We start from the raw sequence: 16,372 nt of genomic DNA, 5'->3' as shown, positions 1-16,372 counted from the left end.
ATACCATGAAAAGATTATTCACCATCGCTATTCTTGCCTGTCTGTTATATAGCTGTACCAAGGAAGAGATAGCTCCTTATGACCTCAGCAGGGATAATATCTACCTGAATTTTAAAAATACAGACAGCCTCGTGTATTCATTCGCGTACCATCCGGACCTCGAACGGGATACCATCTGGCTGCCCATCATTATATCCGGGAAAGCGACGGATCACAACCGGGAGTTTGCGATCAATGTCATAGATACTTTGACTTCCGCTGTAAAAGACCTGCATTATGAGGCGCTGAAGGCTTCCTATACCATGCCGGCGGACTCCGGGACGCTCCGCATTCCTATTGTGTTACTGAACACAGACACCGCTTTGGCTAATAAATCCGTAGACCTGACCATTCAGGTGAGTGGTGGGAAGGATTTTTCCAGTAACCTGCCATATGGTATACGCACGAAGCGTATCCTTTTCTCGTCCAGACTGGAAGAACCAGCCTGGTGGTCGTCCTGGCCACAGATGGGTAAATACACCAGGGTGAAACACCAGTTGTTCCTGATCAGCTCCGGCACAACCGATATGGTGATCCAGGGCTCATATCCGGACTGGTATATGGAAATTCCCCGGAGCCTGTATTACATCGCCAACACCAGCTATTTGCTCAACTATCCGTTTGAATGGGTAAAGGAGCATCCGGAATCCGGCTATGTGCTTGAAAAGAGAAACGACAGTACCGGCGACTACGACTTCTACAGCAAATCGGCTCCTACCAAGCGTTTCTGGCTGAAGTACTTCCCTACTGCCAACAAGTATGTGTTTATTGACGAAAACGGAGGACAGGTCCTCTTCTAAAAATATTACTATGCATTACAGGATAACAGGTTTGCTGTTGATTGGCGCACTCTGGTTTGCTGCCTGCAAAAAAGACCTTGGCAATTACGACTACCATTCACCCAGCGAGCCGCTGGTGGCTGATCTGAATAATAGCACCGTGAGTGCAATAGTAGGCGATTCACTGATCATCCGTCCCTATGTTTACCTGGAAGATGGAGATCCTTCAAAGGACCTCACTTTCGATTGGGAAATAATGGTAGCGGAAGAAGCGAGGGCCGATCTATACTCCGGCTACCCGCTGAAAATCGTTTACAACCTGAAACCGATGGAACGTTCCGCCAAGCTAACGGTTACGGACAAACGCAACGGAATGAAATACTTTTATAAGTTCAAAATCAACGGTGGTACCCGTTTCTCCAAAGGTACAGTGGTCCTGAGTAATGATAAAGGTGTTACCCGCCTGTCGTTTATCCGGCCCGACAGTACCGTGAACGCGGACCTGTACCACGCGCTGCACAACGAAGACCTGCCCGCTAACCCTGTGCAGCTGTTTGCCAAGCCGCTGGCTTACCAGGAAGGAAGTGTGGAAGATTATTGGGTGATCTGTAAAGACCCTGCTAAACCGAGTGTAATCATTGACGGTAGCACCATGCTGCGCAAACGCTACTTCAACGAACAGTTTTTCAATCCGCCATCACCACTGGAAACACAGGCCTTTAGCGGTGCCATCGGCGTTCCTACCGGCATTATCAATGGTAAGCTGTATCTGAGTATTACTTCTACCGCCCCATTTGCACCTGACTTTGGGAAGTTTTCCAGCATGCAGGTGGGCAATTATTACTTAGCGCCATTTTACAGCCGTTATAATTTCTTCTTTGGCTTTGATACTATCCGCCATGGTTTCGTGACATTTGACGGCAGTGGTACTTTCATGGGCAGCGACTACCAGGTGGCAGGCAATGCATTCAATCCCACCAACCTCGGCCCGGGCGAACTGCTGTTTATGAATGCCGTACCCAGTGTTTCCTATGCGTTCTATAAATCCACAGATGGTAACGTTTACGAGTACACGTTTACGGTAGATATGAGCAATTACGACCTCCGCACGATCAAGCCTACACGTAAACGCGTGTTTGCCGGAGCTTCCCTGCTGCGCCCTGATACCCGCTGGCAGCGCACCGCGGTAGATGTGTTCTACTTCACCTCCGACGATAAGATTTACCGCTACAACCCGCTCAATGAAGAAGTGCGCCCACTGGATGCCAACTTCAACGGTAAAAAAGTAACCATGCTGCAACTCAACGCGGAAGGTGATAAACTCACCGCAGGTGTGGATGGCAGCGTAATTACCCTGGATGTAAGTGTAGGTAAAAATGGTGTGATCACCAACCGTATAGACGGTATCCCTGGCGCGCCGGTAGGCATCATTATCAGAAAATAAAATTGCTCCCTATGAACACTACTAAATATATCCACTGCGCGATGGCCGGACTGCTGGGACTGTTCCTGCTGTCGTGCAGTAAATCCGACAAAAACGAAGGCATTGCAAACAAGGGGCCGAAGCCCGACAGCATCTGGCAGGAGCACTGGCTGGAACACAACCAGCGGCTCACCCTTGCCTATTACGATGAACAGGTAGCCGTGTACAAGGACCCTGCTGTATCTCCAACCGTTACCTGGCCTTATGAGCTGATGTCTAAAACCTGGAAGTATGCGAAGGAAGTATATGGGGAGATGGGTCCTGATCCACGCCTGTATGTAGTATTGCATGGTGGCGCCTACGGCAATGTAGGCCAGCCGCAATACTACCCTGATTCCAGCGGCGATAACAAAAACATTGTGGACTTCAGTACCACCGACTGGGACAACTTCGTGTTTCCTGAGCCCGGGCTGATCCATGAAATCTGCCATATCGTAGAAAGCACTACCAATGGCGTGAAAGGCTCACCCGCGTTTACCGTATGGGGAGATAGTAAGTGGCAGGACATTTTTGTGTATGATGTATACCGCAAGCTGGGTATGAAAGCCAAAGCAGATGCATGGCACATGTACTACCTCGATGACCAGGTGGACTATCCCGAAAAAGGTAGTCACTGGTTCCGCGACTGGTGGTTACCGATATACACAAAGTATGGCGAACAAAAAGTGCTGAGCCAGTTCTTCGTATTGGTGTCCAAAAACTTCCCGAAAGCTAACACTGCTGAGTTAGGATTTCCGGAATATACCCGCCGCATGAACCTGGGCGAATACATTCACTTTATGAGCGGCGCAGCCGGTGTAAACCTGAAAAACCAGGCTACTACTGCCTTTGGCTGGACAAGCGAATGTGATGCCCAATTCAAACAGGCACGTATCGATTTTCCGGGGGTGACTTACAAGGACTAACAATTAAAACACAATAATCCTTAATAATGAAGAAGATATTATTAACAGCTGCCATTGTGCTGCCACTGGCAGTTCAGGCACAACAGGGAACATTTACCATTACGGGCAATATCGGGAAGCTGAATAGTCCGGCAATGGCTTATATCGACTATATGTCTGACGGGGTTGGGAAAGAAGACAGTGCCGCGGTGATCAACGGCCTGTTTTCGTTTACCGGTAAGAGTAATGATTACGCCTATGCGCGACTGGCGATCAGTCACGATGGCTCCGGCAAAATGAAAGCCGTTTATGGCGGCGATGTGATTTACTTCTACTACGGTAAGGAGCAGGTGAAGATCACTTCTGCGGATTCACTTGGCAATGCAAAAATCACCGGCTCCAAAATTTACAATGAATTTCAGGCTTACAATAAATTCATTGGCGGCACCATCATGGACCTGAATAAGTGGGCCAATGGCCAGGTGGCGGGTGCTACGCCGGAGCAACGGAAGGATACCGCCTTCATGAACAACCTGAACACCGAATATCGCCGTCGGATGAAAGCACGCGCCGACAAGCAGCTGGAGTTTGCGAAAGCTAACCCTAAAGCCTACTTCGGTATGGTGGCATTGTCAGAAGGTACCGGCTCACCGGTGGATGTAAAAAAGATTGAACCTATTTACAACGCGATGAGTGCCGCACTGCGTAACAGTGATCAGGGCCGTGAAATGGGCCAGCGCATTGCAGCCGCCAAGACTATTAAGGTGGGTGCCCCCGCGCCTAAGTTTGTGCAAAAGGATGTTGACGACAAAACCGTGAAACTGGATGATATAAAGGGGAAATATGTGCTGCTTGAATTCTGGGCCAGCTGGTGCGGGCCTTGCAGAGCGGAGAATCCGAATCTCACCGAACAATACAAAAAATTCAAAGAGAAAGGTTTCGAGATTATTGCTGTTTCCCTCGATGATCATAAAGACAAATGGATAGACGCTATCGCCAAGGATGGGCTGCCATGGATGCATGTATCAGATTTGAAGGGATGGAACAACGAGGTGGGACGCCTCTATGGCATTCGTGCGGTGCCGGCAAACTTCCTGCTGGACGAGAACAGAAACATCATTGCGATGAATCTGCGTGGCGAGGAGCTGAACAAGAAACTTACTGAGATCTTCGGTAACTGATAATACCGTATGATCCCGTAAGCGTTGCATTTTAGTATGAGAATATGATCCCGGCCATGTTGATGGCCGGGTTTTTTGTGCTTTTTTAGGAATCCCGCCGGAAGCAGCCGTATTCCAGCTCGTAGTGGGAAAGGTCGCATTCCAGGTGTTTACGGTCCCACTGAGCGGTATTAGCCGCAGCCTCGTAGGTAGTTTGCAGAAAATCCATGAGTGTTACAAACGGATCGGCGGACTGCTGCACATCCTCGTAATTGAGCAGGAACTCGCCCATTTCTTTACTGAAAAAGGCAGCGGCTGGTTTAACCGGCTGGTCAGCAAAGCCATCGGGCGCGGGGTAGGCATACGCATAGAAGGCTGCGTGCGGGTATTGATCATTGCCTGGCCAAAAGCCACAGGAGCTTACTTCCTTGGAGTAGGCTTCCTGCATTACGGCAGCGGGCATATTCGGAGCCTCGCCCTGATGGAGCGGTGCATCTCTCCCTGAAAACCGGGTAACCGCCAGATCAAATGCGCCCCAAAAGAAATGGACGGGGCTACACTTACCGGTAAACCGGGTACGGAAGCGGGTAAATACATCATAAATTTTTACCATGGCCTGCCAATAGTCGGCCATGCGGGCTTTATCGTAGGATGCATGCACGGTATCTTCCGGGAACGGTATAGCATTGGGTAATTCTGCCGGCATATCATGTATGGAGACGTCAATGTCGAGCTGGGCCAGTTTCCCGAAAAGCTGCTTGTAAAAGTCGGCCACAGTAACCGGCTCCAGGGGAATTTCCTCCCGGGCGCCATTACTGGTGGAGATGCGGAGGCGGTGATGGATAAAATCAAAGTTAATATCGAAGATGCCGTGCTGATAAGGCATACTGCCAGTGCCCAATCCGTCAGGAGAGATGTAAAGGGTCACATGCCAGGAGTGATTCAACCATGGCATTTTACGCAGCCTGATTTTACCCACTATCTGTGTCCAGAGGTGAACTGTGGCCAGTGTATCTTTCCAGTCGGCGTAGCTTAAGGCCGGCCATGTTGTAGTTGCTTTATTCATAGTATGCCTTTTTTAAGACTAACAACCGGGAGCGGAGAAGGGTTTATATCTCCCTAACGCCTATCTTTATGGCATGCAGGTATTACGTGATCATTTTGAGAAAATTATTTCGCTGACGGACACCGAATTTTCCTACATCAGCAGTTTTTTCAGGCACCGGAAAGTGATGAAGAAGCAATTTATTTTACAGGAGGGCGATCCGGTTTCGCATGAGTATTTCGTGGTAAAAGGATGCCTGAAAGCGTATGTGCTCGACAGTGAGGATAAAACGCATATACTCTCTTTTGCACTGGCGGACTGGTGGACGAGCGATTACCAGGCGCTATATACCCATACGCCTTCCAGCATATTCCTGGAGGCGGTGGTGCCTACTGAAATCTATTATATTGCACAGGAAGATAAGGAGCGCCTCTGTGCGGAAATGCACAAAGTGGAACATTTCTGGCGTAAGAAAAATGCGATGGGCTACGTGGGCCTGCAACGGAGAATTTTATCCATGCTTACCCACAATGCCAAAGACCGCTATGAGCAGTTGCTGCAGCAATACCCTGCCCTCTTTCAGGTGGTACCCAAGCAGGACCTGGCGGCGTTTCTGGGCGTGAGTCGCGAAACCCTCAGCCGGCTCTATTCAAAAAAAATGTGATCTATATCACAGCGAATTTGTGACATACCTCCTGTGTGGCTATACAGCTAGTTGGGAACTTTGCGGTATTAAAAAATCAAAGCAAATGAACTTCACGGCTAAGTTACTGTTAAGTACAATGATCATTTTAACCACACTTAAAGGTTTTTCACAAATGAGCAACCATAACACCCAACCCAAAAAAGTATTGTTTGTAGTTACTTCCCATAGTGACCTGGGCAATACCGGTGAGAAAACAGGCATCTGGATCGAGGAGTTTGCCGCACCGTATTATTTCCTGACTGATAAAGGCGTGCAGGTGACCATCGCCTCTCCCAAGGGCGGGCAGGCACCCATTGATCCGAAAAGCACCGATCCGGGCGCTCAAACAGAAGCTACCAAACGATTCTACAACGATAAAGCCACGGAAGATAAACTGGCACATACCGTTAAACTAGCGGATGTAAAACAGGAGGATTTCGATGCTGTGTTTTATCCGGGAGGCCACGGCCCCATGTGGGACCTGGCAGAAGATAAAACCAGTGCGGCTTTGATCGCCAGCTTCGTAGACCACAATAAGCCCGCAGCGCTGGTATGCCATGCTCCTGCGGCTCTAAAACATGTAAAAACCGCTAATGGCGAACCACTGGTGAAAGGTAAAAAAGTAACCGGCTTCAGTAATACCGAGGAAGAAGGTGTGCAACTCACCAAAGTAGTGCCTTTCCTGCTGGAAGATATGCTGAAGGCTAACGGAGGCATTTACGAAAAAACAGAAAACTGGCATCCTTTTTCCGTGCAGGATGGACTGCTGATTACCGGTCAGAATCCCGCTTCTTCCGTAGGAGTGGCCGAAAAGCTGATGGCTGCGATTAGTAAATAAAGTATGCTGAGCATTACTTAAATAACGGCCTGACTCCATCAGGTACCCGAACCATAACAGGGTGTATCAGACTTTTGATACACCCTGTGTTTTTATCAGTTGAAGAAAGTTTTGGATACAAACAAGGTAGTATCCACTTTCACGGCGTGAAACTGTTTATTCAACTCCAATACAGCCTTTCGAAATAAGTGTTCCGGAATTCCTTCACTGACTCTGCCCGTCAGATATACCTTAAACGAAGATCGATGATGTACCTGCGCCAGCATCAGGTGCATCCCCGGAAAAGCCTTTTCTATAGCCTCCCCTATTTTAGTAGTATCATATATGGGAATGGCTGTGGTGACGTCAAAAACCTTATATTTTGTAGTATCCATGGTACTTCCCCTAAAGCTGGGTGCCTTGATGTGCTGGGAAGTGTCATACACGCGCAGGTATAAATAGCGACTCGCACTGTCATCCATATTCAGGATACTCTTCGTCATTTTTTTAAATACCGTATCAGTACCAATTACAAATATCCTTGGCGGAAATGAATCCGGATGCTCAATAAATCTTTGCATCTCCATATTTGCAGCAGTTTGCTGAAAAACCCTGATGCCGGTAGCCTCTTCCACTTCGAGATCCGGCATCTGTTTAAGAATAGCACCGGTATCGTTGGTGTACAAAAAAGCCGGTCCATTGACCACTGCCATTGAATCCATGATTTGCCTGGCCGTTATAATATTTTGGTGATACAACGCTTCCTGTCTCGCTGCTACTTTACCGAAATCGATATTCCTGTTAGGCAGCCAATCCTTGCCACAGGTGCGAATCAAGCCTGTCAATGCTACAACGAAGCCCAGCGGGAGGGTCCAGTAAACACTATTGTTCCGCTTTTTCTCCCCTTGCAGCTGCCCGGCCAGGGACGTTGTTTCCGGGGCTTTTTGTTCCACAAATGGATTTTTATGCTGCACCCGGGCTTCCAGTTTGTCGGCCAGGGCAGTTGTAAAATCATCGAAAGTATGGGCATCAGCGGAGGTATTGAAAATACTACCTCTGTAAGTTAAGTTCCAGCCAATCTTTTTTCCGGATGTCAGCCTGATCGCCATCGTAGGCGGATTACGGCGGTACCAGGGCAATTGCACTATTTCGGCAATATCGTTGAAATCGATTCTACCGTAATAGCTGGAAGTAAAGCCGCGGTTATCGAGCGTGATTTCGTCCCTGGCCTTTCCCTTTTTGTACATCATGTAACCACCGAAAATGATGGGCGTTAGTATAACAATAAAGAAAACAGGTAGATTCAAATTTTCCATCAGCACCAGCAGCGGCACTGTCACCAACGGTGAAAGGATCATTAAAAAGATATAGGGATTCCCTTTGTTACTTTGAAATCCGAATTCGTATTTATTCATGGGCTGTTTTTATTTACGACTGATACCAGTCCATCGATTGTTTCAATATTTCTTTGGCATTGCCACGCAGGTTCTGGTAATCATAAAACCCGTGGAGGTGGTTAAACGGCAGATCCATTATTTGTTCCATCACGGCCCTGGCCTGCGCCACCGGCAAAGGAATGCGGTTGGGATAACTGTACATTACGGCGAGGTGTTGCATGCTTGGCGACAAGTACATGGTATCTCCACATAACAAGGTATCACCGGCAAGCAGTACACAGCTGCCAGGGAAGTGACCACCGGTATTGACTATACGAAGCTCATTCCCTAATGACAGATCAGTGCCGGTCCAGTTGTTGACCCTTGGATGATGATCTGCGATATAGGCCTTATCTTTTTCGTGCAGGTATACCGGGCAATCGAACATTTCGGCCCAGTTGCGCATATTACTGTAATAATGTGGGTGGGAGATGGCAATGCCGCGGAGGCCACCTTTTTCGCGTATAAAAGCCACTGTGGCCGCATCCAGGAGTGGGATACAGTCCCATAAAATATTTCCTTCCGGATGCAGCACCAGCAGGGCACGTTGGCCAATGGCAAATTTGGGCGTGATTTCCAGCTCAAATAATGCCGGTGTAATTTCTTTGATCTGCACGTGGTGCGAGGCAGACAATTCCGCTAGTGTAGTCCACTGCTGGCCGTTTACAGGCAGATATTGCCGGTCATCCTTACAGATAAAACAAATATTATCAGCAGGTGCCGACTGATATTGGGTACCGCAAGTAGCGCAGACGATGCTAGTTTCCATATTGCAAAATTTTAAGGCAAAGGTAGGCTGGCGTGGGCGCTCACCTGTAGGCCAGAAAAAACATGACTGATAGTCCACCGGGTTACAACAAGGTTAACATGTACTACCCGTTTCCGTTGGGCCCAAACATAATAAAAAATACATTAACTTAAAACTATGGAGATAAAAGAAGCGATTGCGCTCATACACGCGGAAGGGCTGCAAGCCGGCACCTGGGCGGACCTTGGCTGTGGTGAAGGCTTATTTTCAGTAGCCCTCGCGCATTTACTGCCGCCGGGCAGTACCATACTGGCCATTGACCAACAGCCCGTAAAACCACTGCCTTACAGCATTCCGGCAGGCATCAGCGTCATGCGGCAACAGGCCGATTTTTCATTAACGAACTTTCAACTACCCGCACTACAAGGCATAGTGATGGCCAATTCCCTGCACTACATTACAGATAAACCCAACCTCATCAAGCGGCTTGCACAAAGTTTGACGGATGATGGCACCTTTATTATAGTAGAATATGAAACTACGCAGGCGAATCCCTGGGTGCCCTATCCTATTACGTTACAAGCCCTCACCGAACTATTCAGGGAGGCGGGTTTTACCAATACTATCAAATTAGGAGAAAGGAATTCAGTGTATAGGTCGGGAAAGATGTATGCTGCGCGGATAAGTAGGTAAAAAAGGCGGATGACTTATTTTTTAAATGAAACTGCTTCTTTTTTGTGGATGGACAGTGCATTTATTCAACTTCCGGGTAGTTAAAAATATTGATTTCCTCCTTTTAAATTCTACCAGATACTTCTGCTAGAATGTGAATACCTGGAAGTTTCCATTCTTCCAGGACAACAGGTAATACTTTCCATCAGCATAACCGATTTTCAATTTAGGATCATCTTCTTCCATATTTCTCAGTGCAATTGTCCGTATGAGCTGATATTTAGCCATGCTGATGTTTCTTACGGGGGGCTTCTTTAGATTGTTTTTATCCAGAAAATACAGTGCATCGCGCTTTGTCAGATCGTATATGATAAAGTATTGCTGATCGGCGAATGCATAATAAGGATCCTGGCAGAAAGTATAAGATTCAGGAATTTCATATTCCTTTTCATTCAGTTGTTGATTGGGGTCCATGGTAAACTCCTTAACTACATCTCCTTCTGATCTGCAAACACCTATATTCTCCGGTATAGTAATATATCCTCCAACCGATGTGAACATGTTTTCATCAACTTTCTGAGAAATGGCACCAGAAACCTTATCTATGGTTATTACTTTGTTATCAAAATTTGCCCAGATCTTTTGTATTGTTGAATGGATGTAATCCACAGGCCCTTCCGTCTTGGTAAAAGAAAGAATCTTTCCATACGTGGAAATCAGGCGAATACCATCCCAACATCCAATATAAAAACCTTCAGGTGCCGCTGACAACGTAAGTGGATACTGTTTTTTTGCAGCTAATCCTGCAAGTGTAGCGTTCACCTTTTCATTTGTCGAGACATTTTTCTGCTTAAAATCAATTAATACAAGCTTATTATGATTGAGTATAAACAGTGTATCATGAATGATAGCAGGTTGAAGTATACTTAAATCCTTCAACAAAGCATTTTCAGCAATACGAATATTTAAAAGTGGCCTTAATGAATCAACATTTGTGGCTTTTACTTTTAAGAGAAGCAGCGAAATAAATAACTGTGTTATTATAAACCTTTTCATACTACAAATTTATCAATCTGGGGGATATTTCATAGCGTATAATAACCCTACCTTTTTCTTTTGCGCAGTTACTATCGTAAGCACGGCACAAACGAAAAAGGCCGCCTCCATTTTTAGGAGACGGCCTTTTGCTTATTACCTGTAATCAGCTTATAACTTAATCAACTTCACAAACGCCATTTTACCTTCCTGATTCACCCAGGCAAAATAAACACCTTTAGGCAAATCACCTCCAAACCGCACCTGCTGGCCGGCTGCAAACTTCAGCTGCTTCACCGGGCGACCGTAGAAGTCCGTTAGTTGTATCAGCACAGATTTATTACCGTCTGTCAGATTCAGCACAAACTCCGTAGCAGCAGGATTAGGGTAAGCGGAAACTATCAGCTGCGGCGCTTTATCACCGGCATTTTCAGCCTGTTCCCCGTAATTACACGGAACAGCTATCGTAGACCAGGTAGCTATCTCCTTAAACTCATCAGATAAGGTAATAGTTACTGACTGTGCTGCGCTTCCAGCGGTATCACGCAATACAAATGGATTTCCCAGGGAAAATACCGGCGAACCTGAGGCCGCAGGTGTATACTTCTCCAGTGTGCTATAGCCGTTACCGTTAGTACCATCTGCATTGTACCATACCTGGATACCATACGTTCCATTACCACCGGCCTTGCGAGCGGAAAGTTTCAGTTGCAGCTGATCTTCCTGCGTGTAGGCGATACTGTCGCTGTTGATCGGGATCACAAACGGCTGTGCACTCGCCAGCGTTTTGCCTTGCAGGTGCTGTTGTAACAAAGTACCTGTACCAACAAGGTTCCCGTTCAGGTACAACTCCGCCTGCAAGTCGGCCATACGGCCAATGGAAGAGTTATTGGTGGTGCCGGCATATACTGTTACGTTACCGATTTTACTTTTGCGAAGCCCTACTTCCACCAGTTGCTGCGCCGTAGCCGTATTACCTGCCTTATCTGTAGCCGTCCATAGCACAATGGTTTTACCCAGCGGGAATGTCGCCGGCGCATCGTTTACAATGGAAGCAATACCGCTTCTGTCGGTAGCCACCGGAGTGCTAAGCTGCACGGCGGCGGTAGTCACACCGGTATCATTGAGTACATAAATGCTGTCGGGCGTTGCGATAACCGGTGCGGTGGTGTCCGGATACACCAGCAATACGGGGCGCAGGTGCGCATCCGTTACTTCGCGGGCACTAAAGGTACCATCGTTGGTTTGGCCGGAAACGGAGGACTGTATAGCCAGTGTAAGCACTTTATCGCCTGCCAGTTCCTGCAGCAGCGCATCACTCAGGTCCCACTCCGCATATCCGGTTCTTTTTCCGGGAATGCTCGCCAGCAGCGTATCTGCTGTAGGGCGGTTGTTCCAGGTAATGCCGGATTCGGTCCAGCTATCGTTCCCTACTTTCCATACCTGCCATTGGGTACCAGTGGCTGCGGTACCTGCACCTACAATGTTTAAACGCAATTTACCGGTACTTACATTCGTCAGCTGACTGAGATCAAATTTTACGAAGCTTATCCGGCTGAAGCTGGCATTTCCATCTTTCTTTACCACCAGCGTAGTGGCGTTACCGTAGTTGTTGCCGGCATAGCTGCCATCCCGCACATAGGCATCGGCTACTGCAAAAGTACCGCCGGTAATCGTGGCTACGGGTGCCGATACTGCGGTATCATTATTTTGGTATACCAGTTTTGCATACACATTGTGTGTGCCTGCGGCGGGCTGCCAGGTAAACGAATAGGGTGCGGTAGTTACCTCTCCTACTTTAACGCTGTCAGCATAATACTCCACGCGCTGGATACCGGTGGTACCGGCAATGTTCACTGTAACAGGTACGGTAGTGCCGGCGGAAAATGCGGCACCATCGGCAGGACTGGTAATACTAATCGCTTTCATACTGATGGCCACCGGTTCGGAAACGACTGTAGCGGTGGCAGTGGAAGCTTTGACCGTGAGGGTGTAGTTGCCGGGAGGAACGTTTGCCCACGTGAAGGTGTACGGAGCGGCGCTGTCTTCTCCCAATTTATTATTACCGGCATAAAACTCCACTTTGGTAACCTTAGCAGGCCCGTTGGCGGCAGCGTTTATGAAAATGGTATCCCCTGCGCCATATACTGCGTTGGCAGCCGGCGTGGTAATGGAGGTCACCAGGTCATCGCGGAGGGTGGCAGGGTCCACTGGTGGCAGCGGCAGACCAAGAGCGTCCAGCTCATCGTAAATCGACTGGCTCACGTTGAGTCCCCAGTTTTTGAAGAAGTTGCCGAGGTTATAACCACTGATCTGGCATGCGTAGGTCATAAACAAACGCATTTCGGCTTCATCACCGCTCGGAGCAGGCGCTTCATCGCGATTGCGTTTATGGAGGGTGTGGTAAAAGCTGTCGCCATACGCCAGCCACAATTGATGGAACATTCCCAGGCGTACAAACAGGGCTGTGCTGCTGGCATTAAAATTCTTTGCGGCCTGCGGCTGTGCGAGGTAGGCAAATATGTTGTTCCAGTCGCTCGCACCTATTCCCGGTTGATCGGGATGGATAGCCCTCTTGGCGGCCAGGCTGTAAATGTTTACGCATACTTCGATACAGGTGGACCATGTCCAGCTGGAATGCTGGTGGTGGTGACCTATTTCATGGAATACGCCCCATCCCCCACTGTTAAGGATATACGAAGGCGTAAGCAGCCAGTTGATACTGCCGGTAGGTATACGCACACGGCCCAGGGAAGTGGCATCCGGGTTGCCACTGGCTTTTTCAAGCAGCATCAGCTTATTCCGAAGGAAAGGCGCATGTGTGGGCGTGCTGTTGTCGAGACCGGAGATGTCACCCTCCGCCTGCATCACCTGGTCCATCAGCTTCAGCAGGGTATCCTGGTTTTCGTTTTTGTATTCTACCGCTTTGATGCGACTAACGACAATGAATACACGATTGGCCGACAGCGTCACGTTGGGCGACACTGTATCAGCAGCCAGCATATTCAGCCAGTCGTTATGGGTGGTATTGCCCAAAATATAAAATGGCATTTGCTCATAGCCGCTTTGAAAGGTGACCCTTACCTGGTTGTTTACCGACGGTGTATCGGAGGAATATTGCAGGTAAAGATCACGGCCATTAGCCGTGGTAATGGTGTTGAGGCCGGCGGTAAGGGAAATGGTGGTCACGGTTTGGCGGTCGTACGTACCCATAATCAGCTTGGGCAGGTCCGTACCGCTGAGTTGTTCCACATTGATCAGCAGGGGCCCGGAGGCCGCCGCCCGCAGACCAACGGGTTGGAAGTCGGCTACCTGTAAAGAGGTTTTGATACGCCTGGTTTCCCGGGCGATGCTGGGTACCTGGGTAATTTCCCAGATATTGCGGGCTACCATACGGAAGGTGCTGTCGCTGCCAAGCGGCACAATAGTTCCGGCAGCGGTTGTCCTGCCCACTATAACAAATAGCAGGGCAACCAGGAGAGTAAAAGTTTTTTTCATAACAATAGCGTTGATTTTGGTTCACTGTTACTTTAAAAGTACCATGGGAGCGATTAACAGAGGCAGGTCAAAATCATCATTTACACAGGAAAAATGTTTCATGGGGTGAAATCTTAAATAATTTTCAGATATTTGTGGCCGAGAATGATGGACCCCGATATAGTCATGTTTGTTAATCCATACTACAACTAACAGTTATTCAACCCGTTCTCCCTTTATTTAAAATTTGATACCTATGAACAGAACAATTATCGTAGGCGACATCCACGGATGTTACGATGAGCTCATGCTACTACTTGACCAGGTTAACCTCACCCCGGAAGATTTATTGATTGCGGTTGGCGACATTGTTGACCGCGGCAACAAATCACTGGAAGTTTACCGTTACCTGCGGCATCGCCCCAATACCGTTGTACTGATGGGCAACCATGAAAGAAAGCACCTGAATGGCATCCTGAGCTATTCCCAGGAAATTGTGCGACTGCAGTTCGGCCCGGAGTACCCGGAATTTATCCAGTGGCTGAAGACATTGCCTTATTACTATGTTTTGCCGGAGGCCATTATTGTACATGCGGCGCTGGAAAATGGTAAACCCATGGAAGAGCAACGGGAAGAAGTACTTTGCGGTACTATTTCCGGGGAGAAACACCTGGAACGCCTATACGAAGATGCGGCCGCATGGCCTGCGCATTATACCGGCGACCGCGCCGTGCTATTCGGTCATCGTGTAGTGGAAAAACCGCTGCGGATCAACAACACCTGGGCGCTGGATACCGGTTGCTGCCATGGGCAACAGCTTACGGCTATTACCCTTCCGGATATGCAGCTGCACCAGGTGCAGGCGCTCAGCAACCACTGGCAAAGTGAAATAAAACGCTGGCAATTGCCGGTGCTGGAGTCGCGCAAGTGGCGACAAATGGAAATGAAAGCCATCCGCCACCAGTTGAAAAAGCTGGATTTTGTGAATGAGCCGGAAGTAAAAGTGATAGTGGAGGCCCTGGCTCATTGGGCAGGCGATTATCCGCGTATGCTGGAACGGCTGAAGGAGCGACTGGATACTTTTACGGCCGACCTGAAGGTGGCGCATCCGGACGACTTTGTAAATGCCGTGCAGGAACATGCTTTTAAGAACTTCCTGTTCAAAAGCGCCGCCGGTCAGCTGAAATTGAGTGACCTGGAAAATTCACTGAATACGCCGGTGAAGGTGCTGGAACTTGCCCTACTGCTTGAGATGGAGGTAACTCCCTTTCCGCTCTGAGTAGATTGCTTTAACTTAGTGCTATGGTTCAGATCAGCCGCATTGCCGACATAACAGACCACCATCAGCCCCGCCGTATCATGCGATATGTATTAATATATTGCAGCAGCGGGCTGATTGATTTATATGTAGATGGTAATGCGTTGGCTTTACACCCCGGCGAAGTGATCACCATCACCTCCGGTCAGATCCATCATTATGCAGCAACGGCGGACGCGGAAGGCTATGTGCTGGAGTTTTCCCTGGACTTTTTTTGTAAAGATGACAAGGATATAGAATTGATATTTCATAACGGGCTGTTTTGCCACTTCGACCAGAACGAGGTTATTGCGGTGGACACAGCCCTTGTGAGCGCACAACTGGCGCTTATCCAGCAGGAGCTGGCCACACAGCCTTACCAGTACCTAATTTCGGTACATAGTCGCATTACGCTGATCCTGGTGGCCATCAACCGCAGTAAGGTGCAGCGTGGTGATGAAATCTGGAAGCCGGATGCCTTGTTCCTGAAGTTCCTGGAAGCCGTGCGGCATAACTTCGCCCGAAACTACCCTATTGCCACGTTTGCTGAAATGCTGGGCACTACTGAGATCAAACTCAATGAACTGGCGAAACTGCATGCCGGCAAAACTGCGCAGAATGTTGTATATGGCCTGATTACCTCCGAAGCCAAGCGCCTGCTCATTTATACGGATATGAGCATTAAAGAGGCAGCCTATGCGCTGGGCTTTAATGATCCTTATTATTTTTCCAACTTTTTCAAGAAACAAACGCAGCTGAGCCCTAAATTATTCAAGGAGCAGCACGGACGCTAAATCTTACATCTTTTTCTAAGG

General features: G+C 48.3%; 14 protein-coding genes. 9 read left to right on the top strand and 5 right to left on the bottom strand.

What is annotated here, in order from left to right; translation table 11 throughout:
* Positions 1-5: 5 nt before the first annotated feature.
* Genes BUB18_RS28170 through BUB18_RS28155 form a run of 4 tightly spaced genes read left to right on the top strand, consistent with a single transcriptional unit; the run spans position 6 to position 4,366 of the window.
* On the top strand, positions 6-839 hold the full coding sequence (locus BUB18_RS28170) for a DUF4843 domain-containing protein (RefSeq protein ID WP_073087614.1): 834 nt from the start codon (positions 6-8) through the stop codon (positions 837-839).
* A 10-nt stretch (positions 840-849) separates the two neighbouring features.
* Positions 850-2,262 (top strand): PKD-like family lipoprotein, encoded by a 1,413-nt coding sequence (locus tag BUB18_RS28165; RefSeq protein WP_073087612.1) that lies wholly within the window; start codon positions 850-852, stop codon positions 2,260-2,262.
* 11 nt (positions 2,263-2,273) lie between these two features.
* Positions 2,274-3,206 carry a hypothetical protein gene (locus tag BUB18_RS28160; RefSeq protein ID WP_073087610.1) on the top strand — a complete coding sequence of 311 codons (933 nt, stop codon included), beginning with the start codon at positions 2,274-2,276 and terminating at the stop codon, positions 3,204-3,206.
* A 26-nt stretch (positions 3,207-3,232) separates the two neighbouring features.
* Positions 3,233-4,366 carry a TlpA disulfide reductase family protein gene (locus BUB18_RS28155; protein WP_073087608.1) on the top strand — a complete coding sequence of 378 codons (1,134 nt, stop codon included), beginning with the start codon at positions 3,233-3,235 and terminating at the stop codon, positions 4,364-4,366.
* An 85-nt stretch (positions 4,367-4,451) separates the two neighbouring features.
* Here BUB18_RS28155 and BUB18_RS28150 read toward each other — a convergent pair whose 3' ends face one another.
* A complete protein-coding gene (locus BUB18_RS28150) occupies positions 4,452-5,411 on the bottom strand; it encodes a DUF5996 family protein (RefSeq protein WP_073087606.1) in 960 nt (319 codons plus the stop codon).
* Positions 5,412-5,484: 73 nt separating this feature from the next.
* Between BUB18_RS28150 and BUB18_RS28145 the strand changes: the two genes are divergently transcribed.
* Entirely contained in the window at positions 5,485-6,054 is a 570-nt protein-coding gene (locus BUB18_RS28145) for a Crp/Fnr family transcriptional regulator (protein ID WP_073087604.1), read from the top strand.
* Positions 6,055-6,139: 85 nt separating this feature from the next.
* Complete coding sequence (locus BUB18_RS28140; protein WP_083550955.1) at positions 6,140-6,913, top strand: type 1 glutamine amidotransferase domain-containing protein; 774 nt, start codon at positions 6,140-6,142, stop codon at positions 6,911-6,913.
* 95 nt (positions 6,914-7,008) lie between these two features.
* Here the strand turns inward: BUB18_RS28140 and BUB18_RS28135 are convergent, their stop codons facing one another.
* A complete protein-coding gene (locus BUB18_RS28135) occupies positions 7,009-8,307 on the bottom strand; it encodes a hypothetical protein (RefSeq protein ID WP_073087602.1) in 1,299 nt (432 codons plus the stop codon).
* A 13-nt stretch (positions 8,308-8,320) separates the two neighbouring features.
* A complete protein-coding gene (locus BUB18_RS28130) occupies positions 8,321-9,097 on the bottom strand; it encodes an MBL fold metallo-hydrolase (RefSeq protein WP_073087600.1) in 777 nt (258 codons plus the stop codon).
* Positions 9,098-9,253: 156 nt separating this feature from the next.
* Between BUB18_RS28130 and BUB18_RS28125 the strand changes: the two genes are divergently transcribed.
* Positions 9,254-9,769, top strand: a complete 516-nt coding sequence (locus BUB18_RS28125; protein ID WP_073087598.1) for a class I SAM-dependent methyltransferase — start codon at positions 9,254-9,256, stop codon at positions 9,767-9,769.
* Positions 9,770-9,895: 126 nt separating this feature from the next.
* Here the strand turns inward: BUB18_RS28125 and BUB18_RS28120 are convergent, their stop codons facing one another.
* Both BUB18_RS28120 and BUB18_RS28115 read right to left on the bottom strand, forming a co-directional pair.
* Positions 9,896-10,804, bottom strand: coding sequence for a hypothetical protein (locus BUB18_RS28120; protein ID WP_073087596.1), 909 nt, complete (start codon positions 10,802-10,804; stop codon positions 9,896-9,898).
* A 150-nt stretch (positions 10,805-10,954) separates the two neighbouring features.
* Positions 10,955-14,281 carry a M60 family metallopeptidase gene (locus BUB18_RS28115; RefSeq protein WP_073087594.1) on the bottom strand — a complete coding sequence of 1,109 codons (3,327 nt, stop codon included), beginning with the start codon at positions 14,279-14,281 and terminating at the stop codon, positions 10,955-10,957.
* A 235-nt stretch (positions 14,282-14,516) separates the two neighbouring features.
* Here BUB18_RS28115 and BUB18_RS28110 point away from each other — a divergent pair, with 235 nt between their 5' ends.
* Both BUB18_RS28110 and BUB18_RS28105 read left to right on the top strand, forming a co-directional pair.
* Positions 14,517-15,539: a metallophosphoesterase gene (locus BUB18_RS28110; RefSeq protein ID WP_073087592.1), complete on the top strand. Its 1,023-nt coding sequence runs from the start codon at positions 14,517-14,519 to the stop codon at positions 15,537-15,539.
* Between the two features lie 23 nt (positions 15,540-15,562).
* Positions 15,563-16,351, top strand: a complete 789-nt coding sequence (locus BUB18_RS28105; protein ID WP_073087590.1) for an AraC family transcriptional regulator — start codon at positions 15,563-15,565, stop codon at positions 16,349-16,351.
* Positions 16,352-16,372 lie beyond the last annotated feature (21 nt).

Source organism: Chitinophaga jiangningensis (assembly GCF_900142605.1).
Classification (GTDB): domain Bacteria; phylum Bacteroidota; class Bacteroidia; order Chitinophagales; family Chitinophagaceae; genus Chitinophaga; species Chitinophaga jiangningensis.
The sequence above is the reverse complement of the archived record's forward strand: the minus strand, read 5'-3'. Positions and strand labels throughout refer to the sequence as shown.

Bases quoted from the DNA above. Each gene is read 5' to 3' on its own strand.
- BUB18_RS28110 (WP_073087592.1), top strand. From the start codon at position 14,517: ATGAACAGAACAATTATCGTAGGCGACATCCACGGATGTTACGATGAG.
- BUB18_RS28160 (WP_073087610.1), top strand. From the start codon at position 2,274: ATGAACACTACTAAATATATCCACTGCGCGATGGCCGGACTGCTGGGA.
- BUB18_RS28140 (WP_083550955.1), top strand. From the start codon at position 6,140: ATGAACTTCACGGCTAAGTTACTGTTAAGTACAATGATCATTTTAACC.
- BUB18_RS28150 (WP_073087606.1), bottom strand. From the start codon at position 5,411: ATGAATAAAGCAACTACAACATGGCCGGCCTTAAGCTACGCCGACTGG.
- BUB18_RS28130 (WP_073087600.1), bottom strand. From the start codon at position 9,097: ATGGAAACTAGCATCGTCTGCGCTACTTGCGGTACCCAATATCAGTCG.
- BUB18_RS28170 (WP_073087614.1), top strand. From the start codon at position 6: ATGAAAAGATTATTCACCATCGCTATTCTTGCCTGTCTGTTATATAGC.
- BUB18_RS28155 (WP_073087608.1), top strand. From the start codon at position 3,233: ATGAAGAAGATATTATTAACAGCTGCCATTGTGCTGCCACTGGCAGTT.
- BUB18_RS28165 (WP_073087612.1), top strand. From the start codon at position 850: ATGCATTACAGGATAACAGGTTTGCTGTTGATTGGCGCACTCTGGTTT.
- BUB18_RS28120 (WP_073087596.1), bottom strand. From the start codon at position 10,804: ATGAAAAGGTTTATAATAACACAGTTATTTATTTCGCTGCTTCTCTTA.
- BUB18_RS28115 (WP_073087594.1), bottom strand. From the start codon at position 14,281: ATGAAAAAAACTTTTACTCTCCTGGTTGCCCTGCTATTTGTTATAGTG.
- BUB18_RS28125 (WP_073087598.1), top strand. From the start codon at position 9,254: ATGGAGATAAAAGAAGCGATTGCGCTCATACACGCGGAAGGGCTGCAA.
- BUB18_RS28105 (WP_073087590.1), top strand. From the start codon at position 15,563: ATGGTTCAGATCAGCCGCATTGCCGACATAACAGACCACCATCAGCCC.
- BUB18_RS28145 (WP_073087604.1), top strand. From the start codon at position 5,485: ATGCAGGTATTACGTGATCATTTTGAGAAAATTATTTCGCTGACGGAC.
- BUB18_RS28135 (WP_073087602.1), bottom strand. From the start codon at position 8,307: ATGAATAAATACGAATTCGGATTTCAAAGTAACAAAGGGAATCCCTAT.